This window comes from Azospirillum melinis (assembly GCF_013340935.1).
Taxonomy (GTDB): Bacteria; Pseudomonadota; Alphaproteobacteria; order Azospirillales; family Azospirillaceae; genus Azospirillum; species Azospirillum melinis.
In genome coordinates this window covers 61,428-86,382 of the sequence record NZ_WHOS01000001.1, presented here as the reverse complement: position 1 = coordinate 86,382, position 24,955 = coordinate 61,428, and the positions used below count along the sequence as shown (strand labels likewise).

21 protein-coding genes are annotated in these 24,955 nt (G+C 67.9%); 13 read left to right on the top strand and 8 right to left on the bottom strand.

Annotated elements, in window-relative coordinates; translation table 11 throughout:
- Together GBZ48_RS00395 and GBZ48_RS00390 are read right to left on the bottom strand one after the other, a co-directional pair.
- Window positions 1-672, bottom strand: a complete 672-nt coding sequence (locus GBZ48_RS00395) for an amino acid ABC transporter permease (protein WP_174469170.1) — start codon at window positions 670-672, stop codon at window positions 1-3.
- A 104-nt stretch (window positions 673-776) separates the two neighbouring features.
- Complete coding sequence (locus GBZ48_RS00390) at window positions 777-1,577, bottom strand: transporter substrate-binding domain-containing protein (RefSeq protein WP_174469169.1); 801 nt, start codon at window positions 1,575-1,577, stop codon at window positions 777-779.
- A 192-nt stretch (window positions 1,578-1,769) separates the two neighbouring features.
- Between GBZ48_RS00390 and GBZ48_RS00385 the strand changes: the two genes are divergently transcribed.
- Window positions 1,770-2,489 (top strand): FadR/GntR family transcriptional regulator, encoded by a 720-nt coding sequence (locus GBZ48_RS00385; protein WP_174469168.1) that lies wholly within the window; start codon window positions 1,770-1,772, stop codon window positions 2,487-2,489.
- A 15-nt stretch (window positions 2,490-2,504) separates the two neighbouring features.
- Here GBZ48_RS00385 and GBZ48_RS00380 read toward each other — a convergent pair whose 3' ends face one another.
- From GBZ48_RS00380 to GBZ48_RS00360, 5 genes are read right to left on the bottom strand one after another with little or no spacing between them, the layout of a single operon-like run.
- A complete protein-coding gene (locus tag GBZ48_RS00380) occupies window positions 2,505-3,785 on the bottom strand; it encodes a TRAP transporter large permease subunit (RefSeq protein ID WP_174469167.1) in 1,281 nt (426 codons plus the stop codon).
- Window positions 3,786-3,834: 49 nt separating this feature from the next.
- Complete coding sequence (locus tag GBZ48_RS00375; protein ID WP_174469166.1) at window positions 3,835-4,380, bottom strand: TRAP transporter small permease; 546 nt, start codon at window positions 4,378-4,380, stop codon at window positions 3,835-3,837.
- A gap of 43 nt (window positions 4,381-4,423) precedes the next feature.
- Window positions 4,424-5,362: a dihydrodipicolinate synthase family protein gene (locus tag GBZ48_RS00370; protein ID WP_174469165.1), complete on the bottom strand. Its 939-nt coding sequence runs from the start codon at window positions 5,360-5,362 to the stop codon at window positions 4,424-4,426.
- Between the two features lie 56 nt (window positions 5,363-5,418).
- Complete coding sequence (locus GBZ48_RS00365; RefSeq protein WP_174469164.1) at window positions 5,419-6,315, bottom strand: ribokinase; 897 nt, start codon at window positions 6,313-6,315, stop codon at window positions 5,419-5,421.
- A gap of 28 nt (window positions 6,316-6,343) precedes the next feature.
- Window positions 6,344-7,366: a TRAP transporter substrate-binding protein gene (locus tag GBZ48_RS00360; protein ID WP_174469163.1), complete on the bottom strand. Its 1,023-nt coding sequence runs from the start codon at window positions 7,364-7,366 to the stop codon at window positions 6,344-6,346.
- A 309-nt stretch (window positions 7,367-7,675) separates the two neighbouring features.
- On the opposite strand from GBZ48_RS00360, the gene GBZ48_RS00355 reads away from it, so the two are divergent.
- Window positions 7,676-8,668 carry a LacI family DNA-binding transcriptional regulator gene (locus tag GBZ48_RS00355; protein ID WP_343049030.1) on the top strand — a complete coding sequence of 331 codons (993 nt, stop codon included), beginning with the start codon at window positions 7,676-7,678 and terminating at the stop codon, window positions 8,666-8,668.
- On the opposite strand, the gene GBZ48_RS00350 is transcribed toward GBZ48_RS00355, so the two are convergent.
- Window positions 8,665-9,609 carry a LysR substrate-binding domain-containing protein gene (locus GBZ48_RS00350; RefSeq protein ID WP_174469161.1) on the bottom strand — a complete coding sequence of 315 codons (945 nt, stop codon included), beginning with the start codon at window positions 9,607-9,609 and terminating at the stop codon, window positions 8,665-8,667. The two genes, GBZ48_RS00355 and GBZ48_RS00350, sit on opposite strands and share 4 nt — an antisense overlap.
- 221 nt (window positions 9,610-9,830) lie before the next feature.
- Here GBZ48_RS00350 and GBZ48_RS00345 point away from each other — a divergent pair, with 221 nt between their 5' ends.
- The 11 genes from GBZ48_RS00345 to GBZ48_RS00295 all read left to right on the top strand — a co-directional run bounded on the left by GBZ48_RS00345 (window position 9,831) and on the right by GBZ48_RS00295 (window position 24,920).
- Window positions 9,831-10,580: an SDR family NAD(P)-dependent oxidoreductase gene (locus tag GBZ48_RS00345; RefSeq protein WP_174469160.1), complete on the top strand. Its 750-nt coding sequence runs from the start codon at window positions 9,831-9,833 to the stop codon at window positions 10,578-10,580.
- A 25-nt stretch (window positions 10,581-10,605) separates the two neighbouring features.
- A complete protein-coding gene (locus GBZ48_RS00340) occupies window positions 10,606-11,463 on the top strand; it encodes a thiamine pyrophosphate-dependent enzyme (protein WP_174469159.1) in 858 nt (285 codons plus the stop codon).
- Window positions 11,460-12,476 carry a transketolase family protein gene (locus tag GBZ48_RS00335; RefSeq protein ID WP_209798177.1) on the top strand — a complete coding sequence of 339 codons (1,017 nt, stop codon included), beginning with the start codon at window positions 11,460-11,462 and terminating at the stop codon, window positions 12,474-12,476. Before GBZ48_RS00340 ends, GBZ48_RS00335 begins: the two co-directional genes overlap by 4 nt.
- 96 nt (window positions 12,477-12,572) lie before the next feature.
- Complete coding sequence (locus tag GBZ48_RS00330; RefSeq protein WP_174469157.1) at window positions 12,573-13,613, top strand: TRAP transporter substrate-binding protein; 1,041 nt, start codon at window positions 12,573-12,575, stop codon at window positions 13,611-13,613.
- 193 nt (window positions 13,614-13,806) lie between these two features.
- Window positions 13,807-15,699 carry a TRAP transporter large permease gene (locus tag GBZ48_RS00325; protein ID WP_174469156.1) on the top strand — a complete coding sequence of 631 codons (1,893 nt, stop codon included), beginning with the start codon at window positions 13,807-13,809 and terminating at the stop codon, window positions 15,697-15,699.
- A 59-nt stretch (window positions 15,700-15,758) separates the two neighbouring features.
- Window positions 15,759-16,676, top strand: coding sequence for an NAD(P)-dependent oxidoreductase (locus GBZ48_RS00320; protein WP_174469155.1), 918 nt, complete (start codon window positions 15,759-15,761; stop codon window positions 16,674-16,676).
- 50 nt (window positions 16,677-16,726) lie between these two features.
- Window positions 16,727-17,476, top strand: a complete 750-nt coding sequence (locus GBZ48_RS00315; RefSeq protein WP_174469154.1) for a response regulator — start codon at window positions 16,727-16,729, stop codon at window positions 17,474-17,476.
- 148 nt (window positions 17,477-17,624) lie between these two features.
- On the top strand, window positions 17,625-18,674 hold the full coding sequence (locus tag GBZ48_RS00310; RefSeq protein ID WP_343049028.1) for an ABC transporter substrate-binding protein: 1,050 nt from the start codon (window positions 17,625-17,627) through the stop codon (window positions 18,672-18,674).
- A 136-nt stretch (window positions 18,675-18,810) separates the two neighbouring features.
- Window positions 18,811-21,000 (top strand): ABC transporter permease, encoded by a 2,190-nt coding sequence (locus GBZ48_RS00305; protein ID WP_174469152.1) that lies wholly within the window; start codon window positions 18,811-18,813, stop codon window positions 20,998-21,000.
- Window positions 20,997-22,076, top strand: a complete 1,080-nt coding sequence (locus GBZ48_RS00300) for an ABC transporter ATP-binding protein (protein ID WP_174469151.1) — start codon at window positions 20,997-20,999, stop codon at window positions 22,074-22,076. Before GBZ48_RS00305 ends, GBZ48_RS00300 begins: the two co-directional genes overlap by 4 nt.
- Window positions 22,077-22,181: 105 nt before the next feature.
- Complete coding sequence (locus GBZ48_RS00295) at window positions 22,182-24,920, top strand: PAS-domain containing protein (RefSeq protein ID WP_174469150.1); 2,739 nt, start codon at window positions 22,182-22,184, stop codon at window positions 24,918-24,920.
- Window positions 24,921-24,955: the final 35 nt, after the last annotated feature.

Below are 24,955 nucleotides of genomic sequence, written 5' to 3'. Positions count from 1 at the left end.
TCAGCGGCGCTCCTTGGCGAAGTGTTTTTCCAGCGTGCCCACGGCGCGCACCATCGGCAGGAGCAGCAGCACATACAGCGCGGCGGCGCCGATCAGCGGCGTCGGGTTCGCCGCCAGCGCCTGGGCCTGGGTCGCCTGCTTCAGCAGGTCCGGCATCGCGACGACGGAGGCGAGCGCGGTGTCCTTCATCACGTTGATGCAGTTGCTGGTCATCGGCGGAATGACGATGCGGACGGCCTGCGGCAGGACGATGTCCCCCATCATGCTCCAGTAGGACAGGCCGAGCGCCTGACTGGCCTCGAACTGGCCACGGGGGATCGCCTGGATGCCGGCCCGCAGGATTTCCGCGCTGTAGGCGGCGCTGACCAGCGACAGGGCGGTGGTGGCGGATGCGAAGGGGGAAAGCCGGATGCCGACGAACGGCAGGGCGTAATAGACGATGACCAGAAGCACCAGGATCGGAATGGCGCGGAACAGGTCGATGTACAGAACCCACAGTCCGCTCAGGGTCGGCGGGCCGTAAAGACGCAGAAGTGCCAGGATCAGGCCGCCGATCAGGCCGAGCACGATGCTGAGGATCCCCAGCGACAGCGTGGTCCCCAGCCCCATCAGCAGGAGCGGCAGCGCGTCCCACAGCACCCTTCCATTGAAGAAGGTGTCGATCAAATCCATGAGAAAATGTCCAGGCATGGGCCGGGCACGCGCAACTCAGGCGCTATGTGCCCGGCCATGGCATCCGATGTCGGGGAGTCCGATGGCGGGGAGACGGTCCGCGCTCAGGACTTCTTCGGGATGTCGAGAACCTTGACGGTGCTGCCGTCGGCATCCGGCTTCACCCCGAACCACTTCTCGTGCAGGGCGGCCAGGGTGCCGTCCTTCTTCATCGCGGTGATCTGGTCGTTGACGGCAGGCAACAGCGGGCTGTCCTTGGCGAACATCACGGAATAGCGCTCGCCGGTCGGGATGCGCTGGACGACTTTGAACTGCGGCTTGTCCTTGGTGTAGTAGAGCAGCGCCGGAATATCGCTGATGTAGCCGTCCAGGCGCCCGGCCCCGAGGTCGAGCATCGCCGGTTGCAGCCCCTCATAGCGGCGGACATCGCCGAAGCTGTATTTGGCCTGGTTCTGGTTCACCCACATGTCGCCGGTGGAGCCGGTATCGACACCCAGCGACTTGCCCTTGAGGTCATCGACGCTCTTCAGCGGGGTGTTCGCCCGCACGGTCAGCGACTGGTCGCTGTCATAGTAGGGCTGAGCGAAGGAGACCGAGTCCAACCGCTTGTCCGTGATGGTGATCGACGAGATCGCCATAGCGATCCGGCCCGACTGGACGGCGGAGAACAGGCCGTTGAAGGGGATGTTGACGATCTCGACGGTCTTGCCCAGGCGCTTGGCCGCCTCGTTGACCACATCGATCTCGAAACCGACGAACTTGCCGGTCGCGTCCTGGAACTCCCACGGAACGTTGCCGATGTTGGCGCCGACGGCGAGGTCGGCGGCGTGGGCCGGTGCGATGCCGCCCCAGACGGTGGCGGAAGCCGCGGCGAAGAGAGCGAATTTGAGAATCTGTCTGCGCATGGCTGTACCTGCGTCTCCCTGCATGGGTGGGTGAATGCCTGACGCGAATCCCTGAAAGCCGGTTTTGTCGTCTTCTTTGGTCTGATAGGCCATACCGGTCTGACCAGTTGGATTGCACGCCCTTTCCGGGTTATTGTCAAGGCGTCGCGTGGGGCACCCCGGCAAGAGCAACGACGGACAGGGAACGGCAGGATGCGTGGACGGCTGTTGGTGCCACAGGCGGCGGTCGAGAAGATCCGCCGGATCATCGACGAACAGGGACTGCGTCCGGGCGACCAGCTGCCGCCCCAGCGCGAGCTTGCCGAGAGGCTGAGCATCAGCCGCGCATCGCTGCGCGAGGCGCTGTCGGCGCTCGAAACGCTCGGCATGATCCGGATCGAGGTTGGGCGCGGCGTCTTTCTGACCGACGGCAAGCCGCCGGACCCGGTCGCCGCCTGGCGGTTCGCCGACCTCTATTCACCGCGCGAAGTCTACGAGGCGCGTCTGGCGTTGGAGCCTCACGCCGCCCAGCTCGCCGCCGTCGCCCTGCCCGACGCAGCACTCGAAACGCTCTCCAGCACACTGGTGAGGATGCGCACCGCCTTCGAGGCGCACGACTTCGCCCAGGCCGGGGTGGAGGACAGCAAGTTCCACCACCTGATCGTCGAAGGCTGCGGCAACCGCATGGTCCTGGACCTGTTCCGGACGGTCGATGCGGTGGTCACGGAGATCCAGACGCTTCCCTTCGCCCAGGAGGATCGCATCTGGGAAACGCTGGAAGAGCACGAGCGAATTTTAAGGGCCTTGCAGACGCACGACGGCGCCCGCGCGGCACAGGCAATGTCCGATCACATCACCGGTGCCGCGGGGCGCCTGGGCATTCTGCTGGGTGTTGGGGGAGCTGCCGAACCCGTGGCCGGCAGCTCCCTGTAGAGACTACGGTCGGTGTCAGCCCGCGAACCAGCGGGCCGGCACCATGACCAGCGACGGGAACAGCACCAACAGGGCCAGGACCAGCAGCTGCGCCAGCAGGAAGGGCCAGACGCCACGCATCAGGCTGCCCATGTTCAGCTTCGCCACGCCGGCCACCACGTTCAGCACGGTGCCGACCGGCGGGGTGATCAGGCCGATGGCGTTGTTGATGATGAACAGCACGCCGAAATAGACGGGATCGATGCCGGCCTGCTTGATCACCGGCATCAGGACCGGGGTCAGGATCAGGATGGTCGGCGTCATGTCCATCGCCGTCCCGACGATCACCACCAGCACCATTATGGCGGCCATCAGCAGGGTCGGGCTGCCCATGAAGGGTTCCAGCATATCGCCGACCTGGGCCGGCAGGTTGGCGATGGTGATCATCCAGGCCGACACCATGGCGGCGGCGACCAGGAACATCACCACCGCGGTGGTGGTGGCCGCCGAGGCGAACAGCTCGAACAGCTGCGACGGCTTCAGCTCGCGATAGACCACCACGGCGACGAACAGCGCGTAGACCGCCGCCACCACCGCCGCCTCGGTGGGCGTGAAGATGCCGAACTTCAGGCCGAAGATGATGATGCCCGGCAGCATCAGTGCCCAGAAGCCATCCTTCACCGCCACCGCGACCTCGCCCTTCGTCGCGCGTGGCGGCGGGGCCAGATCCTCGTGGCGGACCACCAGCCACCAGGCGGCGACCAGCCCCAGACCCAGCATCAGGCCCGGGAAGATGCCGGCGAGGAACAGCTTGGTGATCGACACGTTGGCCGCGACGCCGAACAGGATGAAGCCGATGCTGGGCGGGATGATCGGCGCGATGATGCCGCCGGCGGCGATCAGCCCGCAGGAGCGCGCCTTGTCATGGCCGGCCCGCACCATCATCGGTACCAGCAGGGCCGACAGGGCGGCGGCATCGGCCACCGCCGACCCGGACAGGCTTGCGAGGATGCAGGAGGCGAGAATCGCGACATAGCCGAGCCCGCCGCGGATATGGCCGACCAGCGCCATCGCCACGGCGACGATGCGCCGCGACAGTCCGCCGGCATTCATCACCTCGCCCGCCAGCATGAAGAAGGGTACGGCGACCAGCGGGAAGCTGTCGGCGCCGTTGACGACGTTCTGGGCGACGATCTGGGCGTCGAACAGATCCATATGGAACATCAGCGCCACGCCGCACAGCAGCAGCGCGAAGGCGATCGGCGTGCCGATGGCCATGGCCCCCAGCAGCGAGCCGAGGAAGACGGTGACGGTCATGGAAGGAACTCCTTGCCGCTCGGGCTATCGCGGAATCAGGCCGGGGGAATCAGGCGTGCCGGCCGGTGGGCGCATGCGTGGCGTCGACCGTTTCCTCGGACTCCGTCACCGTGATCAGCTCGCCGTCCTTGAGGCGGCCGGTGAGCGCGCGGACGAGGTTGAAGGCCAGGATCACCAGCGCCAGGACGCCGAACACGACACCGGAGCCATAGAAGAACCCCATCGACAGGCCGGTGGCCGGCGCCGTCACCGACAGGTTGATCAGGGTCTGGTCCCAGCTGCCGCCAAGCAGCAGTCCGGTGGCGTAGATCATCAGCAGATGGCTGAGGCAGAAGCAGACCAACCGCCCCGTCCTGGGCAACAGGGCGACCATCGTGTCCATGCCGAGATGGCCGTGCTTGTGCAAAGCCACCACCGCCCCCATGAAGGTCATCCAGACGAAGAGAAGCCGCGACAGCTCCTCCGACACCGTGATGCCGCTGTTGAAGCCGTAGCGCAGCACCACGTTGCCGAAAACCAGCACCAGCATGCCGGCCAGACAGGCCACGATCGCGACCTTCAAAACGAAGACATACCCGTCGATGAAGCGGCCCATCCGTTCCTCCCCTAAGACTCTTTTCTTTCAGGATGCCGTCAGGTCATTCGGCCGGCAGGGCAGCGATCTTGGCGCGGAAGGCTTCGGTGCCGGCAACCACCTTGTCGAGCACCGCGTCGAGCGCCCAGAAGCGTTCGCGCACGTCGTACTGAATCACCCGGCATCGGATCGACCCGAAGGTGCCGAGGCGCTGGTGGTACATCTTGGCGAAGGCCGGATAGCCCAGGCTTTCCGACACCGCGGCCACCACCAGGAAGGTCGCCAGCTCGTCCGCCAGTTCGGGATGTCGGTCGCCATGCAGCCGCATCCAGCGATAGAGGTCGGGGTGGATGTTGGTGAAGACGCCGGTGAAGCCCGGCGACCCGGCCCGCATGGCGTCGCGCGCGATGGCCGCATTGGCGTTGATGATGGCGAGGCCGGAGCCCTCGGCGATCTTCAGCCGGCGCTCGACCGTCGGCAGATCGCAGCTGACGTCCTTCAGCAGGACGAAGCGGCCGCTGTCGATGCACAGCCGCAGCTCCTCGTCGCTCAGCAGCCGGCGGTAGGGCGCCGGGCATTCGTAGAGGCCCAGCGGGATGTCGCTCGGCAGCCGCTCCAGCAGATGGGACAGGTGGCGGCGAAACTCCTCCGTTCCCTCGTTCTTCGGGTCGAGGTGGTTGGTCACCAGAACCAGCGCGTCGCCGCCGGTGGCGGCCATCGCCGTCAGTTCCTCGACCTGGGTGTCGAGATCGTCGCTGATGTGGCCGGAGACCACCACCGGCACCCGGCCGGCAACGGCGGCGACGACGAATTTCGCCAGATCCACCCGCTCGGCCAGCGACAGGAACTGCATCTCGCTGGACTGGCAGACGGCGAACAGCGCGTCGGCGCCATTGGCCAGATACCACTCGATCAGGCGGGTCAGCCCCGGATAATCGATCTCGCCGGCATCGGTGAAGGGGGTCAGCATCACCGGGATGATGCCGTCAATGCGCTGCGCCATGGGAACTCTTCCAATCGGGAGGGAATGCGAAAGCGAGGGAATGGACAGCTTGCCTGTCAGGCTGCCGCCAGCCCGCCGAGTGCTCCGTCGGTTTCCGCCGCCGCCGGCAGGCTGGCCTGACCGCCGGCCCGCGTGCAGGACAGCGAGGCGGCACAAGCGGCGCGGCGGATCGCCGCAGCAAGCGGCTGACCGCGGTCCAGTTCGGCCGCCAGCGCCCCGACGAAGCAATCGCCGGCTCCGGTGGTGTCGCGCACGGCAACGGCGGGAGCAGGCTGCCGGCCGCTGCCATCAATCGACGACCATTCGACGCCGTCGCCGCCCAGCGTGCGGATCACCGTGTTGCCCAGCAGTGAGTTGAGCGACGGCGCGGTGCCAGTGCATCCGAGATGATTGCCGAGCCACGCCGCCTCATCCTCGTTCACCACCAGGATGTCGACGGACTTCAGCACCGGCAGCGGCAGCGGGGCGGCCGGAGCGAGGTTCAGGATCACCTGTGCGCCGAGCCGGCGGGCGCGCAGGATCAGCGCCGCGGTCTCGCCGGGATCGGACTCCATCTGCACGATCAGGGTGGTGCCGGGCGAGAGCAGTGCGTCCTCCACCTGATCGGCACGCGCCTGGAGGTTGGCCCCGCCGGCGACGACGATCTGGTTGCGGCCCGCCGCGTCGGTGCAGACGGCGGCGGTGCCGGTCGCCCGGTCTGTCACCGCAACCCGGGACAGATCGACACCGGCGCCGCGCAGCCCGCTCAGCGCGGTTTCCTTCAGCCCGTCGCCGCCGACGGCCCCGACCATCGTCACCACGGCGCCGTCGCGGGCGGCGGCGACGGCCTGGTTGGCCCCCTTGCCCCCGGGATGCAAGTCCAGCGACCGCGCCAGCAGGGTCTGCCCGGCAAGGGGCAGATCCTCCATGGCGAAGATCATGTCGAGGTTGATGGATCCGAAGACGACGATCATGGCTCTGCTCCGCTGCCTTACCGCACCGTCACTGGGCGGCGCGCGCCTTGGCGATCTCGGCCTGGGCCTGCGCCATCAGGGCGGGATCGACCTTCTGCGAGAACTTCTCGACCACCGGGCGGATCTTGGCGCGGAACTTCTCGATTTCCGCCGGGGCCAGCTCGGTCACGGTCATGCCCTTCGCCTTCAGCTCGTCCACCGCCTTGCTCGCCTGCTCGCGCGAGACGCGGCGCTCGTAATCGCGGGCCTCCAGCGTGGCGTCCTGGATCAGCTTGCGCTCGTCCTCGTTCAGCTTGGCCCAGAACTTGGCGCCGACCAGCACGGCCTGCGGGTTGTACATGTGGTTGCTGAGTGTCAGGTACTTCTGCACCTCGTTCAGCTTGGCGGTCAGGATGCTGGGGGCCGGGTTCTCCTGGCCGTCGACCGTCTTGCTCTCAAGCGCGGTGTAGACTTCCGGGAAGGGCAGCGGCACGGCGTTGGCGCCCAGCGTGTTGAACAGGTCGATGTAGATCGGCGACTGCACGACGCGGATCTTCAGGCCGGCGATGTCCTCGACCGTGGCGATCGGACGGCGGCCGTTGGTCAGCTGGCGGAAGCCGAGTTCCCAATAGCCGAGACCGACCAGCCCCTTGGCCGACAGCTTGTCCAGCAGGGTCTTGCCCACCGGGCCGTCCATCACCGCGTCGGCGACCTTCGGCGAGTCGAACTGGAACGGAAGGTCGACCATGACGAAATTGTCGTCCAGGCTGGACAGCAGCCCGGCATTCAGCACCGTCATCTCGACGATGCCGCCCTGCAGCGCGGAGATCATCTGAACGTCGCCGCCCAGCACGCCGTTGGTGAAGAGCTGGACCTTGATCTTGCCGCCGCTCTTTTCCTTCACGATCTCGGCGAACTTCGCCATGCCCAGCGCCAGCGGCGACCCGTCGGCACCAGCGCTCGCCAGCTTCATGGTGTGCGCGCCGATCTCCGCCGCATTGCCCATGCCGCTGAACAGCAGCATGCCTGCCGTGACGGCGCTCGCCAGAACTGCCTGAAGACCGTTGCGCATACCATTCCTCCTGATGCGGCCCGTTCGTCGGCGGGCCTTCGCGGGTTGCCATGGAAAAAACGGGCCGGGAAACGTGAGCGCGTCACAGGGCCGGCGCCATTGATGTAAGCGCTTACATAGATCGCATCACGGACTGATGCAACAACAAACTTGACGTGGCATGGAGGATGTGTAACCGCTTTCAATGAAGCGGTTCCGCACAACCTTATGGAGATGCCGGCGATGTCAGAGCGCGATCCGAAGCCCGGACCTGCGCCCCGTGCGTCCGGTGCGCCCCCTGTATCCGGTGCACCGCGTGCGCCCCGTGCCGTGGATGTCGCCGCGGCGGCGGAGGTGTCGATCGCCACCGTTTCGCGCGTCTTCAACAATCCGGAAAAGGTCGCCCCGGCGATCCGCGAACGGGTGCTGGCGACCGCCAAGGCGATGGGCTGGATGCCGCATGCCGCCGGCAGCGCGCTGGCTCGCCGCCGCACCTCCATCGTCGGGGCAGTGATCCCCACCCTCGACAACGAGGTGTTTGCCGCCCAGGTCGGGGCGATGCAGGCCGCCTTCGCCGACCGCGGCATCACGCTGCTGCTGAGCTGCTTCAATTACGACCAGGATCAGGCGGCGCACGACGTCCAGGCGATGCTGGCCCGCGGGGTGGAGGCGCTGGCCATCGTCGGCGAGGCCCACCGGCCCGATCTGTTCGCCAGCATCCAGGCCCGGCACATTCCCTATATCGTCACCTACAGCCACCGTCCGGACAGCCCGCATCCCTGCATCGGCTTCGACAACCGGCAGGCCTTCCACACCATCGCCCGCCATCTGCTCGACCTCGGCCACGAAACCATCGGGGTGATCATCCAGCCGACGGCCGGCAACGACCGTGTCGCCGCGCGCCTGGACGGGGTGCGCGAGGCGCTGGCCGAACGCGGCCTCGGCATCCGTCCGCAGCATCTGTGCGAAGGGGAATGGAGCATCGATTTCGGCCGGCAGAGCGTGCGCGCCATGCTGGCGACCGATCCGCCGCCGACCGCGGTGATCTGCGGCAACGACTACCTGGCCCTCGGCGCCCTGCTGGAGGCGCGGGCGATGGGGCTGTCGGTGCCGCATGACCTCAGCATCACCGGCTTCGACGACATCGCCATCAGCCGCCAGCTCGATCCGCCGCTGACCACCATGCACGTCGACAATCACGAGATCGGCCGGCGCGCCGCCGCCTATCTGCTCGCCTGCCTGGAGGGGAGCCGACCGTCCGCTCTGCCGCCGCTGGTGCCGACCCTGATCCGCCGGGGGACGACGGCGGCTCCACGCCGCTAACGCGCCGCCCCCCCTTGCAGGGACGCGAGGCAGCGCTCCTCCCACTGGCGGCAGGATTCCAACTCGTCGAACAGCCAGTCGCGGAACAGCCGGACCTTCGGCAGGTCGAAGGACGACTTCAAGGTCACGAAGCCGTGCCCCTGCGCCTTGAGCGGCCGGGGCGGAAACGGGATCACCAGCCTGCCCGACTCCAGTTCCCGCCGGGCGAGCAGCAGGCTGTCCAGGCAAACCCCCATCCCGTTCACCGCGGCGTTGATCGCCATGAAGGACCGGTCGAAGCGCAGGCCGCGCTCCATGTCCAGCTGCACGCCGCGATGCCGGCGGGCCCAGTCGCGCCAGCCGACGATGTTGATTTCCGAATGGATCAGGATATGCCGGCTCAGATCCTGCGGCCGGCGGATCGGGTTCAGGCCATTCGCCAGCTCCGGGGCACACATCGGCACGATGGTGTCCTCGGGAAACAGGGCCATCACGCAACCGGACGGCGATGGACCGGGGTTGTAGCGGATGTCGATGTCCACCGCCCCCGTCGTCAGGTCGATGGGTGAGACCGAGGCCTGGAGCCGGATGTCGATGGCCGGGTGAAGCTCCTTCACCCGGCTCAGCCGCGGCATCAGCCATTGCGTGGCGAAGCTCGGCATCGAACGGACGGTCAGGATGGTGGTGCCGGCCCCGGCGGTGGTGGCGTTGCGCGTGGCGGTGTCGATGCGGGCGAAAGCCGCGATGATTTCCGCGGCATAGGCCCGCCCCGCATCGGTCAGCGTCACCGACCGGTGCACCCGGTGGAAGAGCGGAAAGCCCAGCTGCTCCTCCAGAAGCTTCACCTGGTGGCTGATCGCCGACGGTGTCAGTCCGAGATCCTGCGCTGCGGTTGCAAAGGATTGCAACCTCGCGGCAGCCTCGAACGCTTGCAACGCCTTGATTGAGACCCGCTTCCGCATCGCAGCATTTCAGTGAATTCAGCTCATCTAATTGCGATCTTATTCGTTTGTCAGACTCATCTCAAGAACATAGTATTTCCTCAACGGTCGGCAGGACGAACCATCAGCCGACCACACCGAACACCCCGATAATCCAACAGAACTCCCAACAAATCCGATGCTCCGTCGCGGCACCCGCATGGCCGCCATGGCGGAGCCTGCTTCGAAAAGAGGAAGCGACCATGCTGCTGTCCAACAAGGTCTGCGTGATCACCGGGGCGGCGTCGCGCCGCGGCATCGGACGGGCGACCGCCAAGCTCTTCGCGCTGCATGGCGGGCGCGCGATCATCCTGGACCTCGACGGTGCCCAGGCTGCCGAAGCCGCCGCCGAACTGGGCGAGGCGCACCGCGGCTTCGCCTGCGACGTGACCGACCGCGAGACCTGCTTCGCCGTCGCCAACCGCGTGGTGGAGGAATTCGGCCGCATCGACGTGCTGGTCAACAACGCCGGGATCACCCAGCCGCTGAAGTTCATGGACATCGGCCCGAAGAATTACGAGGCGGTGACCGACGTCAGCCTGCGCGGCACGCTCTACATGAGCCAGGCGGTCGTCCCCCACATGCGGGAGCGCAAGTCCGGCTCCATCGTCTGCATCTCGTCGGTGTCGGCGCAGCGCGGCGGCGGCATCTTCGGCGGTCCGCACTACAGCGCGGCCAAGGCCGGCGTGCTGGGGCTGGCCAAGGCGATGGCCCGCGAACTGGGGCCGGACAATGTCCGCGTCAATTCGGTCACGCCCGGCCTGATCCAGACCGACATCACCGGCGACAAGCTGACCCCGGAGCTGCGGACGGAAATCCTCAAGGGCATTCCGCTGAACCGCCTGGGCGACGCCGACGATGTGGCCCGCTCCTGCCTGTTCCTGGCGTCCGAGCTGTCCTCATACGTCACCGGCGCCACGCTCGACGTCAACGGCGGCATGCTGATCCACTGATCCCGAAATGCTGGAGACACCTCCCGTGGACACCGCAATCGACTCCACCCCGCTGGGGCACAATGTGCCGCTGGCCGAACGCGCCTACCGCATCCGCCGCAACGCCCTGCTGATGGGCGAAGTCCAGGGCCAGGGCTATATCGGGCAGGCGCTGGACATCGCCGACGTGCTGGCGGTCTCCTACTTCCACGCCATGACCTACCGGCCGGAGGACCCGCATTGGGAGGGGCGCGACCGCTTCCTGCTGTCCAACGGCCATTACGCCATCGCGCTCTACGCCGCCCTGATCGAGGCCGGCATCGTCCCGGCCGAAGAGCTGGAGACCTACGGCAGCGACGACAGCCGCCTGCCGATGTCGGGCATGGCCGCCTACACCCCGGGCATGGAGATGTCGGGCGGTTCGCTCGGTCTCGGCCTCGGCATCGCGGTCGGCATCGGCCTCGGGCTGAAGCGCAAGAACTCGGCCAGCCGCGTCTACACCCTGTTCTCCGACGGCGAGCTGGACGAGGGTTCGGTGTGGGAGGCCATCATGTCGGCCGCCCATTACAAGCTCGACAATCTGATCGCCATCGTCGACGTCAACAACCAGCAGGCCGACGGCCCGTCGACCCAGGTGATGGCGTTCGAGCCGCTGGTCGACAAGCTGGAGGCCTTCGGCTGGTTCGTCCAAAGGGTCGACGGCAACGACATGGACGCGGTGGTCGCTGCCTTCGACGCCGCGAAGTCCCACCCGGAGCCCAAGCCGCGGATGATCGTCTGCGACACCAGGATGGGCAAGGGCGTGCCCTTCCTCGAAGCCCGCGAAAAGAACCACTTCATCCGCGTCGACGCGCACGAATGGCAGCTGGCGCTGGACGCGCTCGACGCCGGGAGGACCGCATGAGCACCGCCACCGCCACCCCCGGCTCCAACGCCGCCAAGCCGCGCCTGAAGACCTCCGCGATGATCGCCTCCATCGCGGCGGAAGGGCAGCGGACCAAGCCGGCCCCCTTCGGCCATGCGCTGGTCGAGCTGGCGAAGCAGCGGACGGAGATCGTCGGCATGACCGCCGACCTCGCCAAATACACCGACCTGCACATCTTCGCCCAGGCATACCCGGATCGCTTCTATCAGATGGGGATGGCCGAACAGCTGCTGATGGGGGCGGCGTCGGGCATGGCGCATGAGGGCATGATGCCCTTCGTCACCACCTACGCCGTCTTCGCCTCGCGCCGCGCCTACGACTTCGTCCATCAGACGATTGCGGAGGAGAACCGCAACGTCAAGATCGCCTGCGCCCTGCCGGGCCTGACTTCCGGTTACGGTCCCAGCCATCAGGCGGCCGAGGATCTGGCGCTGTTCCGCGCCATGCCGAACATGGTGGTGATCGACCCCTGCGATGCGCACGAGATCGAGCAGGTGGTGCCCGCCATGGCCGCGCACCAGGGGCCGGTCTATATGCGCCTGCTGCGCGGCAACGTCCCGCTGGTGCTGGACGAGTACGATTACACCTTCGAACTCGGCAAGGCCAAGCTGCTGCGCGACGGCGCGGACGTGCTGGTGATCTCGTCCGGCATCATGACGATGCGGGCGCTGGAGGTGGCGCAGCGGCTGGAGGCCGACAAGATCGGCGTCGGGGTGCTGCACGTCCCCACCATCAAGCCGCTCGACACCGAGACGATCCTGCGCGAGGCGGCGCGCACCGGCCGCATGGTGGTGGTGGCAGAGAACCACACCGTCATCGGCGGGCTGGGCGAGGCGGTGGCCGGCACCCTGCTGCGCGCCGGCGTCGCCCCGGTCTTCCGCCAGATCGGCCTGCCCGACGAGTTCCTGAAGGCCGGCGCCCTGCCGACCCTGCACGACCTCTACGGCATCTCGACCGACGCGATGGCGGCCAGCATCAAGGGCTGGCTGTAAGGGCCTTCGGGACGCGGGGAGGCTGCCTCCCCGCCCTCGCCGCCCAAAAAGGCCAAACCCAAAAAAGCCGAATTATAGAATTCCGGAGAGGAAACCATGCTCAAGATGCCGCCCTTCCGCGCGACCTCGTTCCGTCCCAGCCGCCGCGCCGTTCTGGCCGCCGCCGGTGCCATGCCGCTGGTCACCATCCTGAAATACCCGGCGGACGCCGCCGAATTCCAGTTCAAGTACGCCACCGGCCAGGACCCGACCCATCCCGTCAACATCCGCGCCCAGGAAGCGATCGACCGCATCCGCGAAGCGACCTCCGGCCGGCTGGACATCAAGCTGTTCCCGGCCAACCAGCTGGGCAGCGACACCGACCTGCTGGGTCAGGTGCGCAATGGCGGCGTCGAGATCTTCAATCTCAGCTCGCTGATCCTCGCCACCTTCGTCCCGGTGTCCGGCATCACCAGCATGGGCTTCGCCTTCAACGACTACAACGCCGTCTGGCAGGCGATGGACGGCGACCTCGGCAAGCACATCCGCGCCGAGATCGCCAAGACCCCGATCATGACGCTCGGCAAGATCTGGGACAACGGCTTCCGCCACGTCACCTCCTCCACCCGCGTCATCAAGACCGCCGACGACATCAAGGGCTTCAAGATGCGGGTGCCGCCGGCGCCGGCTCTGACCTCGCTGTTCAAGGCCATCGGCGCCGCTCCCGCCCCGATCAATTTCAACGAGCTGTATTCGGCGCTCCAGACCGTGGTGGTGGAGGGGCAGGAAAACCCGCTGGCGATCATCGCCACCGCCCGCCTGTACGAGGTGCAGAAGACCTGCAGCCTGACCGGCCATGTCTGGGACGGCTACTGGGTGCTGGGCAACAAGCGCGCCTTCGCCAAGCTGCCGGCCGATGTGCAGGGGATCGTCGGCCGCGAACTGGACCGCTCGGCCGACGACCAGCGCGCCGACATCGCCGCCCTGAACGACAGCCTCCAGAAGGATCTGGCCGCCAAGGGGCTGACCTTCCACACCGTCGATCGCGAGCCGTTCCGCAAGGCGCTGTCCTCGACCAGCTTCTATCAGGAGTGGAAGGACAAGTACGGCGCCACCGCCTGGGAACTGCTGGAAAAGGTGTCCGGCAAACTCGGCTGAGTCCGTCCGGGCCGAAACCGTCCAGGCCGAGGCCCTCCAGACTGAGACTGCCGTCCATTGAGACTGCCGTCGATTGCGACCCGGCCGACCCGCGCCCCCGCCCTGAACCCGGTTCGAATGGCACCGGCTTCAGGGGCGGCGGGTCCGGGGCGGCCGTCCCGTCCACCGATCGTCCTTCCGAAGGGCTGGCCTCATGAACACTCCCATCAATGCGGCGGCAACCGTCGCCCACGGTTCCGGACAGCCGTCCGGCACCCAGGCCCGCTGGCTCGGCCAGCTCGACCGGGGCATCGGCCTCCTCGTCGAACTTCCGGCGGCGCTGCTGGTGCTCGCCGAGGTCGGCGTGCTGCTGGTCGGCGTCATCTGGCGCTATCTCCTCCACAGCCCGATCATCTGGTCGGACGAGCTGGCCTCCATCCTGTTTCTCTGGCTCGCCATGTTCGGCTCGGTCGTGGCGTTGCGCCGGGGCGAGCATATGCGGATGACGGCGCTGGTCGGCATGCTGGGACCGCGCGCCCAGGCCTTCCTCGACGTGCTCGCCATGACGGCGGCGCTGGCCTTCCTGCTGCTGATGGCCGAACCCGCCTATGAATTCGCCTCGGAAGAGGTGTGGGTCACCACCCCGGCGCTCGACATCGCCAACTCCTGGCGCGCCTCGGCGCTGCCGGTCGGCATCGTCCTGATGATCTCGGTCGCCCTGCTGCGGCTGGCCCGTGTCGGCCGCGCTGCCGACGTGCTGTGGGCGGCGCTGGCGGTGGTCGCAACCATCGGTGCGGCGGTGCTGGCCGGTCCGGTCTTCGCCGGACTCGGCAACCTCAACCTGCTGCTTTTCTTCGTCGTCGGCGTCGGCGTGATGGTGTTCCTCGGCCTGCCCATCGCCTTCTCCTTCGGGCTTGCCACCTTCGGCTATCTGTCGCTCGCCACCTCGACTCCGGCCATCGTCATGGTCGGCCGCATGGACGAGGGCATGAGCCACCTGATTCTGCTGTCGGTGCCGCTGTTCGTCTTTCTCGGCCAGCTGATCGAGATGACGGGGATGGCCCGCGCCATGGTCGGCTTCCTCGCCAGCCTGCTCGGCCATGTGCGCGGCGGCCTGTCCTATGTGCTGATCGGTGCGATGTATCTCGTGTCCGGCATCTCGGGCTCCAAGGCGGCCGACATGGCGGCGGTGGCGCCGGTGCTGTTCCCCGAGATGAAGGCGCGCGGCGCCAAGCCCGGCGATCTGGTCGCCCTGCTGTCCGCCACCGGCGCCCAGACCGAAACCATTCCGCCCTCCCTGGTACTGATCACCATCGGCTCCGTCACCGGCGTGTCCATCGCCGCCCTGTTCACCGGCGGACTGCTTCCCGGCATCGTTCTGGGCGTGGCGCTCGCCGCCCTGGTCTGGTGGCGCTACCGCGACGAGGATCTGTCCCATGTCCGCCGCGCCAGCCGGGGCGAGATCGGCAAGGCGTTCCTGATCGCCCTGCCCGCCATCGCCCTGCCCTTCATCATCCGCGCCGCGGTGATCGAAGGCGTGGCGACGGCGACCGAGGTGTCGACCATCGGCATCGTCTATGCCGTGATCGCCGGGCTGCTGGTCTATCGCGAGTTCGACTGGCGCCGCATCTATCCGATGCTGGTCGATACCGCAGCCCTGTCCGGCGCCATCCTGCTGATCATCGGCGCGGCCACCGGCATGGCCTGGGCGCTCACCCAGTCGGGTTTCTCCAACACCCTGGCGACGGTCATGCGCGAACTGCCCGGCGGCGTGCCGGTATTCATAGCGGTGTCCATCGTCGCCTTCATCATCCTGGGCAGCGTGCTGGAAGGCATCCCCGCCATCGTGCTGTTCGGACCGCTCCTGTTCCCCATCGCCCGCCAGATCGGCGTGCATGAGGTCCACTATGCGATGATCGTCATCCTGGCGATGGGCATCGGCCTGTTCGCCCCGCCCTTCGGTGTCGGCTACTACGCCGCCTGCGCCATCAGCCGCATCAGCCCGGACGAAGGCATGAAACCCATCCTGGGATATCTGGCGGCGCTGGCGGTCGGGCTGATCGTCGTCGCGGCGTTCCCCTGGGTGTCGATCGGCTTCCTCGGCTGACCCGCCCCGGCACTGGCCTCTCTCCCCTTCACAGTCTCCGTATCCAAGGACACCGGACAATGACGACCGTCGGATTCATCGGCCTCGGGTCCATGGGAATGCCCATGGCGAACAACCTGCTGGCCAAGGGTTTCGCCGTGCAGGGCTTCGATGTCCGCGGCGACAGCATTGCCGCCCTGGCGTCGCGCGGCGCCCGGCCGGCGGCCAGCGCCGCCGCGGCGGCGGCCGGTGCCGATGCACTGGTGCTGATGGTGGTGAATGCCGCCCAGGCCGAGCAGGCGCTGTTCGCCGACGGCGCGCTGGAGGCCTTGCCGGACGGATCGGCGGTGATCCTGATGGCGACCTGCCCGCCGGGAGCGGTTGCCGCCCTGGCGGCGCGGGTGGAGGCGGCGGGCCGCCGCTTCGTCGACGCGCCGGTGTCCGGCGGCGTGGTGGGTGCGGTCGCCGGTACGCTGTCGATCATGGCGGCGGCACCGGCAGCGGTGGTGGAGCGGCTGCGCCCGGTGCTGGCGGCGATGGGGGACAAGGTCTTTCATGTCGGCGAGCGGCCGGGCCAGGGCGCCACGGTGAAGACCGTCAACCAGCTGCTGTGCGGCGTCCACATCGCCGTGGTCGCCGAAGCCTTCGCGCTCGCCGCCAAGGTCGGCGTCGATCTCGACATCCTGCTGGAGATCATGAGCGGTTCCGCGGCATCCAGCTGGATGCTGAAGGACCGCGGCCCGCGCATGCTGCAGGCCGACCCCGGCATCACCAGCGCCGTCGACATCTTCGTCAAGGATCTCGGCATCGTGCTGGAGGCCGGCCGCGACACCAAGGTGGCCTTGCCGCTGGCCGCCGTCGCCCACCAGATGTTCCTCGCCACCTCCGGCCGCGGAGAGGGGGCGATGGACGACAGTCAGGTGATCCGCAGCTACCACGCTCTCAATGGAACAGGCCAGGCTGCGGAACCGATTGGAAATCCCGGCCAGACCGGTTGATCCCGGCGGGAAGGAATGCGATCCTGCGCCCTCATCAGCGGGCGGGCAGGATGTCATCGAACACGTCACCGAATGGCGGCAGGCGTCTGACGATCGGAATCGTCGACGACGATCCGGCGGTCCTCCAGATGGTCGCCGACCTGCTTGCCGGCGAGGGGTACGAGACGGTCCGCTGTCCCGATGCGGCGACGCTGATGACGGTGCTCGGCGCCGGACGGCTCGACCTGATCGTGCTCGACCTGCGGCTGCCCGACCGCGACGGCATCTCCATCGCCGCCCAGGTACGGGGCACGATGGATGTCCCGATCATCATGCTGACCGGCCGCGGCGACGACATCGACCGCATCATGGGGCTGGAGGTCGGCGCCGACGACTACATTGTGAAGCCCTTCAACAACCGCGAGTTCATCGCACGCGTGAAGGCTGTCCTGCGCCGCACCGCCCGCGAGAACGTTCCCGTCCCGGCCCCCTGCAAGCGCGGTTACCGCTTCGCCGGCTTCACCCTGGACGAGGACGGGCGGCGGCTGTTCGATCCGGCCGGCAAGCCGGTGCCGCTGACGGTGGCAGAGTTCGATCTGCTGGTGGCGCTGGTCCGCGCCCATGGACGGGTGCTCAGCCGCAACCAGATCCTCGACCTGACCCACCATGACCGGGACGATGTCTTCGACCGGACCATCGACGTGCTGATCCTGCGCCTGCGCCGCAAGATCGAACGCAACCCGCAGCAGCCCTGGCTGATCCGCACCGAGCGCGGGCTGGGATATGTTTTCGACTGCGACATTGAGGCATTCGGTCACTGACCGCCCCCCAAGCGGGCTTCTGTTAACAAAGTTACAGCCACTCCCTTGAAGCGTGACATTCGCCGTTCACCCTGGCCGCTTACGCTGGGGAAGCGAACAAATGTACGATCGTCAAAAATCAACCCGAACTCCAAGGGAGGAGTGCTCCGTGACATCCGCTGGCAACTGGATCAAGTCGGTCGGCCTCGGCATCCTGGCGGCCGGCTCCGTGATCGCCCTGACGGCGACCCCGGCCAAGGCGCAAGGCCCCCTCACCGTTCTCTGCGGCGTGCAGGAGGAATGGTGCAAGGCGATTGCCGTCGCCTTCGAGAAGAAGACCGGCACCGCCGTCGCCATGAGCCGCAAGAGCGCCGGTGAGGCGCTGGCGCAGATTCGCGCCGAGTCCGCCAACCCGAAGACCGATGTCTGGTGGGGCGGCCCCGGCGACCCGCATCTGCAGGCGGCCGAGGAAGGGCTGACGCTGGCCTATGAAAGCCCGCAGTTCGCGGACCTCCAGCCCTGGGCGCAGAGCCAGTACAAGCAGTCGCAGGGGCGCAGCGTCGGCATCTACGCCGGTGCGCTCGGCTTCGTCTACAACACCGAGCTTCTGGCCAAGCGCAAGATCAGCGCGCCGAAATGCTGGGCCGACCTGCTGCGTCCGGAATTTAGGGAAGAGATCCAGATCGCGAACCCCAACGCTTCGGGCACCGCCTACACCGCGCTGGCCACCCTGGTCCAGGTTCTGGGAGAGGATGGGGCGTTCGATTACCTGAAGAAGCTGAACGACAACGTCAACCAGTACACCAAGTCGGGCAGCGCCCCGGCGGCGGCCGTCGCACGCAGCGAAACTCTGGTCGGCATCATCTTCATGCATGACGGCATCAACCAGAAGGTGAACGGCTTCCCGGTCGATGTCGCCGCCCCCTGCGAGGGCACCGGCTATGAGATCGGCTCGGTCAGCATCATCAAGGGCACGAAGAACCTCGACACCGCCAAGGCCTTCTACGAGTTCGCCCTGTCGCCGGAAGGTCAGGCGACCGGCGCCGAGACCAAGCAGTTCCAGATGCCGTCCAACCGCAAGGCGGCGATCCCGCCGGAGGCGCCGAAGCTGGAGGCGATCCGCATGATCGACTACAATTTCCAGAAATTCGGCACCGCCGAAGAGCGCAAGCGCCTGCTGTCGCGCTGGGACGCCGAAATCAAGGCCGTCGCCAAGTAACGGTTGCCGAATGGCGGTTACAGCGTAACCGCCTCCGCACCTTTTCTCCGATCGGGACATCCGTCGTCCCCCTCCCCCGTAACGGGGGAGGGAAGGGGCGGTCATGCCCGGACCGCAAAAATTCGCAGGTGACGTGATGCGTCCTCGTTCAGCAGTCTGGCTGGCGCTGGGGTGGGTGGGCTTCGCCCTGCTGCCCTGGTTCGCCGGCAGCGGCACCCAGCCCACACTTGCACCACCGTCCCCGGGCCCGGCCGGCTCCGCCCTGATCGACGGACTGACCAACGGGCGCTGGTGGCTCCTGCCCGCCGCCCTGCCGCTGATCCTGGCGCTCGTCGCCACCGCCCTGCCCCGGCTCCACGCCCGGCAACCGGCGATCCTGCTGGCGAGCGGAGCCTTCGGACTGGCCTGGACCGCCGCACAGGGCTTCGCCATCGGCCTCAATGGCTGGGCCTGGGGTTGGCTCGGCGCGCTGTTCGGCCCGCTGCCGCTGGGCCAGGGCGGCTTCGGCGCCGGGGCGGCGCTGACCGCGCTGTCCTTCCTGTTCCTGATGACCAACGGCTTCGCCGGGCTGGGCTTCATGAAGGGCGACCGCTTCACGGCGGGCGCCATCGGGCTGGTGCTGGCCGCCATCGCCGCCTTCGTCTTCCTGCCGGTCGGCTATGTCCTGAGCGGCGCCGGCGACACCGGCACCGGCGCCTTCTCGGCCGCGGCGCTGTGGTCACGCCTCGCCGCTCCCGACATCTGGCGCCTGTCCTGCCTGACCGAGGCGAAAGCCTGCGGGGTGGTGTGGAACAGCGTCTTCCTGGCGGTGATGACCGGCATCGCGACGACCCTGCTCGGGCTGGCCTTCGCCCTGGTGGCGGTGCGCACCGGCTTCCGTGCCAAGAAGCTGCTGCGCGTGCTGACCGTCCTGCCGATCATCACGCCGCCCTTCGTCATCAGCCTCGCCGTGATCCTGCTGTTCGGGCGCAACGGCACCGTCACGCTGGTGCTGGCCGACTGGTTCGGCATCCCGGTCTCGCGCTGGATCTACGGGCTTCCCGGCGTGCTGCTGACCCAGACGCTGGCCTTCACGCCGATTTCCTTCCTGGTGATGATCGGCGTCGTGCAGGGCATCGGCCCCTCGCTGGAGGAGGCGGCGCAGACCTTGCGGGCCAGCCGCTGGGTCACCTTCCGCACCGTCACCTGGCCGCTGATGCGTCCCGGCGTCGCCAACGCCTTCCTGATCAGCTTCATCGAGAGCCTGGCCGACTTCGGCAACCCGCTGATCCTCGGCGGCAATTTCGAAGTGCTGTCGACCAAGATCTATTTCGCGGTCGTCGGCGCCCAGAACGACCCCGGCCGTGCCGCCGCACTCGGCATCATCCTGCTCTGCATGTGCCTCGGCGCCTTCTGGGTGCAGCGGCAATGGCTCGGCAAGAAATCCTACGCGACGGTCGGCGGCAAGGGCGACAACGGCATCCCGTCGCAGCTTCCGCGCGGCATCAAGATCGCCGCCTATGCCACCGCCCTGCCCTGGGCCGCCTTCACCTTCGTGCTCTACGGCCTGATCCTGTTCGGCGGCTTCACCGAGAACTGGGGCCGCAACAACAGCCTGACCCTGCGCCATTATCTGGCGGCCTTCGACCTCAGCTGGGGTCCGGGCGGGCTGATCTGGTCCGGCCGGGCCTGGGGCTCGCTGTTCACGACCATCGAGGTCGCCGCCCTGTCGGCCCCGCTGACCGCCGCCGTCGGTCTGCTGACCGCCTATCTGCTGGTGCGCCAGCGCTTCAAGGGCCAGGGCGCCTTCGAGTTCCTGACGATGCTGAGCTTCGCCATCCCAGGCACGGTGATCGGCATCAGCTACATCCTCGCCTTCAACCAGCCGCCGATCGAGCTGACCGGCACCGTCACCATCCTGATCGTCTGCTTCGTCTTCCGGAACATGCCGGTCAGCATCCGGGCCGGCGTCGCCGCCATGTCGCAGATCGACCGCAGCCTCGACGAATGCTCGCTGACGCTGGGGGCCGGCAGCGTGCAGACGATCCGCCGGGTGATCCTGCCGCTGCTGCGCCCGGCCATCGTCGCCTCGCTGGTCTACAGCTTCGTCCGGGCCATCACCTCGATCAGCGCGGTCATCTTCCTGGTCAGCCCGAAATACGAGCTGGCCACCGCCTACATCGTTGGCCGTGTCGAGCAGGGCGATTTCGGCCTCGCCATCGCCTACAGCTCGGCCCTGATCGTGCTGATGTCGGTCGTCATCGCCCTCATCCAGCTGCTTGTCGGCGAGCGCCGCATCGGCCGCCGCACCGCCACCCCCGTCACGCTTCAGGAGAAGCCGGTATGAGCATCGCCAGCAAGCCCGCGGGCGTCGAGTTCCGCAACGTTTCCCGCCGCTACGGCAACACGGCGGCGGTGGACAACGTCAGCTTCACGATCGAATCGGGCACCCTCGTCACCCTGCTGGGGCCGTCCGGCTGCGGCAAGACCACCACGCTGCGCATGATCGCCGGATTGGAGATGGCGAGCAGCGGGACCATCCTGATCGGCGGCAAGGACGTCACCCGTCTGCCGGCGACCGACCGCAACGTCACCATGGTGTTCCAGTCCTACGCGCTGTTCCCGCACATGAGTGTGGCCGACAACGTCGCCTACGGGCTGGTGGTCAGCGGCGTGCGCAAGCGCGACGCCGCCGCCAAGGCGGCCGAGGGGCTGGAACTGGTCGGGCTCGGCGGCTACGGCCAGCGCCTGCCGAGCGAGCTGTCCGGCGGACAGCAGCAGCGCGTCGCCGTCGCCCGTGCCCTGGTGCTGGAGCCGGAGGTGCTGCTGTTCGACGAGCCGCTGTCCAACCTCGACGCCAAGCTGCGCCGCAAGATGCGCGACGACATCCGCGAGCTTCAGCAGAAGCTCGGCCTGACCTCCGTCTACGTCACCCACGACCAGGAGGAGGCGCTGGCCGTCTCCGACCGGATCATCGTGATGAACAGATCGGTGATCGCCCAGACCGGCACGCCGGACGAGCTGTACCGCCGGCCGAACAGCCGTTTCGTCGCCGACTTCATCGGCGGCGCCAACCTGATCGACGGCGAACTGGTGGGGCGCAGCGGCGGCATGGCCACGGTGGCGCTCGGCCGGGTGACGCTGTCGGTTCCCGACCCGGGGCTGCCGGCCGGCGGGGTGCTGCTGGCCGTCCGGCCGAACGCGATCCGCCTGCGGACCGTGTCGGCCGGCGAAACTGGCGGAGACGGCATCCCGGTGACGGTCCGCAAGGCGACATATCTCGGCTCGCACATGGAGTATGGGCTGGTCAGCGAGTTCGGCGACCTGTTCGTGGTCGATCCGAACGTCGCCACCCCGGTGCCGGCGGGGGCCAGCGCGCTCGCGACCTTCACCGGCGATGGCATCGCCGCCGTCGCGCGCTGACACCTCCCGCTCCGCCACCTACCGCCCCGCTCGCGCCGGCCGCCGCTTTTACCGCTGGCGTCGGCGGGGCGGCCGGCGCTAGCCTCCAACCCGATGGTCAGACGCATGCTGTCCCCCGTTAGTGTTCGCGGCCGGCTGCTCGCCGCCTTCGGAGCCATGGTGGTCCTGACGACGGCGGTCGGCGGGGTCGGCTGGTTCGGGCTGGGGGAGACGGAACGCGCCCTGCTCTCCCTCCAACGCGAGGGGTTGGGCAACATCGCGCTGGCGATGCGGATGGCGGAGCTGAGCACCGGGCTCGCCGCCCGCGCGCCCTTCATCGCCGCCATCGAGGCCACCCCCAGCCTGGACGAGGAACGCAGCCAGCTCGAACTCAAGCTCGCCGACCTGACCGGCCTGGTCAACCGCCTGCCGGGGCTGGAGCGGGCCTCGCTGCATGTCCCGTCCGACGTTCCGTCGCTGGTCCGCCTCGCCGGCCGGCTCGACGGTACGCTGCGCAACCTGATGGACGTCACCGGCGAGGCCATCGCCGTACGGGCGGAGGCGTCGGCGATCCGGCTCGGGCTGGAGCACCAGCGCATCCTCGGCGAGACACTGGCAGGGGCCGCTGCCAAGACCTTTGAGCATCCCGGCTTCCACGGCCTTGAGGGAACCGGGACGCCGCCCCTGCCCTTCTCGGTCTTGCGGCTGGCCGACCGCACGCGCGACGCCGTCTCCGCCGCCCTGACGACCACCATCCCGGCCGACCTCGCGCGCTGGTACAGCGGCTTCGACGCCGACCGGCAGAGCCTGCGGGCAATCGACACCACCGCCCCGGCGCTGGCGATCATGGCCCCCTCGCTCGACCAGCTTCTGGCCGTGCTCGACAGCCAGGCAGCCGTTTTCGACATCCGCACCCGCCAGCTCGGCATCGAGCAGCGCAGCCGTTTCCTGGTCGCCGCCGCCAACACCCTGTCGGTCCAGTTGAACCGCGAGGTCGAGAGCGTCACCAGCACGATGCAGACGGCCGCGCGCAGCCGGGGCGACGCAACCTTCTCCGCCCTGTCCTCGGGCAAGGCCAGCATCCTGGCGCTGGGCGCCCTCTGCGCGCTCGCCGCCATCGCGGCGGCGGTCTACGTCATGCGCGACGTTGCCGGCAATTTGCGCGCAGTGACGCGGGCGATGTCGGCGCTGGCCGGCGGCGACAGGCTGGTCAGCGTCCCCGCCACCGGCCGGCCGGACGAGATCGGCGACCTTGCCCGCGCCTTCAGCGTCTTCAAGGAAAATGTCGCAGAGCGCGACGCGCTGGCCCGCAAGCTCGGCGAGAACTCCCGCATGCTGGAAGCGGTGTTCGTCAACATGAATGACGGACTGTCGGTGTTCGACGAGAATGGCCGGCTGGTCACCTGGAATCCGCGCTTCCTCGACCTCAACGGTTTCACCCCGGCCGAGGTCGCCGGCCGCGAACTGGCGGAACTGCAACGCAGCCTGTTGCGGCGCGGGGTCGGCATCCGTATGCTCGACGGCAGCAGCGTCGATCTCGACGCGCTGACCCGGCTGCGCACGGAACAGGCGGTCCGCTGCGAGCATCACTTCCCCGATGGCCGGGTGGTGGAGCTGCACAGCAGCCCGATGCCGTCGGGCGGCTTCATCACCACCTATTCCGACCTGACCGAACGCAAGGACATCGAGAAGCAGCTCCGCCACGCCCTGAAGATGGAGGCGGTCGGCCAGTTGACCGGCGGCATCGCCCACGACTTCAACAACCTGCTCGCCGCGATCATGGGCAATCTGCAGATGATCCATGACGAGTCACCGGAGCAGGATCCGGTGCGCGGCAAGGCGCTGCGGGCGCTCGACGCCGCCGAACGCGGTGCCACGACGATCCAGCGGCTGCTGGCCTTCTCGCGGCAGCAGGCGTTGCAGCCGCAAGCCGTCGACCTGAACGAACTGGTGGAGGGCATGCTCGACCTGCTGGCCTATGGGCTGGGCGGCGGCATCGTCCTGAAGACGGCGCTGACGCCGGGGCTGCCCCCCGCCCTGGTCGACCCTGGCCAGTTGGAGAACGCCCTGCTCAATCTCGTGGTCAATGCACGCGACGCCATGCCCGACGGCGGCACCATCGTCATCGCCACGGAAGCCGCCACGCAGGACTCCAGACAGGATGGGAGCGACGCCATCGTCCTGTCGGTCCGCGACGACGGCAGCGGCATGCCGCCCGCCGTACTGTCGCGCGTCTTCGAGCCCTTCTTCACCACCAAGCGCTTCGGGCGGGGCAGCGGGCTCGGCCTGTCGATGGTCTACGGCTTCGTCCGCCAGTCGGGCGGCAAGGTCGACATCCAGAGCGAGGCCGGCGTCGGCACGCTGGTGGCGATGGCCTTCCCGCGCGCCCGGATGCTGCCGGAAACACTGGTCCTGCCGCGCGACGCCGGCCCGGTCGAAGGCGGTCCCGAGCGCATCCTGGTGGTGGAGGACGATCCCGCCGTCCGCACGACCACGGTCGACATGCTGACGGCGCTGGGCTACCGGGCGGTGCCGGCGGCCTCGGCGGAAGAGGCGCTGCTCCTGCTGGAGGGGACGGCGTTCGATCTCCTGTTCACCGACGTCATCCTGACGGGCGGCATGAACGGCCCCGCCCTGGTCGCTATCGCCAAGGTCCGGCAACCGACGCTCCAGATCCTCTTCTGCTCCGGCTATGCGCGGGACTTCCTGGTGGAAAGCGCCAGCTTGCCGCTCGACATCCACTTCATCCAAAAGCCCTACCAGAAGCCCCTGCTGGCCGCCCAAATCCGGAACGTCCTGGGTGGTGGGGCCCCTCCCGCGGCCCGTGGTCGGGCGGAGATTTCGGCCCTGCCGGGACAGGCCTGACGCCGAACAAGCTCCCAAAGACAGAAAAGCCCGCC

Bases quoted from the DNA above. Each gene is read 5' to 3' on its own strand.
- GBZ48_RS00395 (WP_174469170.1), bottom strand. From the start codon at position 672: ATGGATTTGATCGACACCTTCTTCAATGGAAGGGTGCTGTGGGACGCG.
- GBZ48_RS00365 (WP_174469164.1), bottom strand. From the start codon at position 6,315: ATGATCGTCGTCTTCGGATCCATCAACCTCGACATGATCTTCGCCATG.
- GBZ48_RS00335 (WP_209798177.1), top strand. From the start codon at position 11,460: ATGAGCACCGCCACCGCCACCCCCGGCTCCAACGCCGCCAAGCCGCGC.
- GBZ48_RS00370 (WP_174469165.1), bottom strand. From the start codon at position 5,362: ATGGCGCAGCGCATTGACGGCATCATCCCGGTGATGCTGACCCCCTTC.
- GBZ48_RS00345 (WP_174469160.1), top strand. From the start codon at position 9,831: ATGCTGCTGTCCAACAAGGTCTGCGTGATCACCGGGGCGGCGTCGCGC.
- GBZ48_RS00375 (WP_174469166.1), bottom strand. From the start codon at position 4,380: ATGGGCCGCTTCATCGACGGGTATGTCTTCGTTTTGAAGGTCGCGATC.
- GBZ48_RS00390 (WP_174469169.1), bottom strand. From the start codon at position 1,577: ATGCGCAGACAGATTCTCAAATTCGCTCTCTTCGCCGCGGCTTCCGCC.
- GBZ48_RS00330 (WP_174469157.1), top strand. From the start codon at position 12,573: ATGCTCAAGATGCCGCCCTTCCGCGCGACCTCGTTCCGTCCCAGCCGC.
- GBZ48_RS00350 (WP_174469161.1), bottom strand. From the start codon at position 9,609: ATGCGGAAGCGGGTCTCAATCAAGGCGTTGCAAGCGTTCGAGGCTGCC.
- GBZ48_RS00385 (WP_174469168.1), top strand. From the start codon at position 1,770: ATGCGTGGACGGCTGTTGGTGCCACAGGCGGCGGTCGAGAAGATCCGC.
- GBZ48_RS00315 (WP_174469154.1), top strand. From the start codon at position 16,727: ATGTCATCGAACACGTCACCGAATGGCGGCAGGCGTCTGACGATCGGA.
- GBZ48_RS00325 (WP_174469156.1), top strand. From the start codon at position 13,807: ATGAACACTCCCATCAATGCGGCGGCAACCGTCGCCCACGGTTCCGGA.
- GBZ48_RS00320 (WP_174469155.1), top strand. From the start codon at position 15,759: ATGACGACCGTCGGATTCATCGGCCTCGGGTCCATGGGAATGCCCATG.
- GBZ48_RS00360 (WP_174469163.1), bottom strand. From the start codon at position 7,366: ATGCGCAACGGTCTTCAGGCAGTTCTGGCGAGCGCCGTCACGGCAGGC.
- GBZ48_RS00300 (WP_174469151.1), top strand. From the start codon at position 20,997: ATGAGCATCGCCAGCAAGCCCGCGGGCGTCGAGTTCCGCAACGTTTCC.
- GBZ48_RS00295 (WP_174469150.1), top strand. From the start codon at position 22,182: ATGCTGTCCCCCGTTAGTGTTCGCGGCCGGCTGCTCGCCGCCTTCGGA.
- GBZ48_RS00305 (WP_174469152.1), top strand. From the start codon at position 18,811: ATGCGTCCTCGTTCAGCAGTCTGGCTGGCGCTGGGGTGGGTGGGCTTC.
- GBZ48_RS00380 (WP_174469167.1), bottom strand. From the start codon at position 3,785: ATGACCGTCACCGTCTTCCTCGGCTCGCTGCTGGGGGCCATGGCCATC.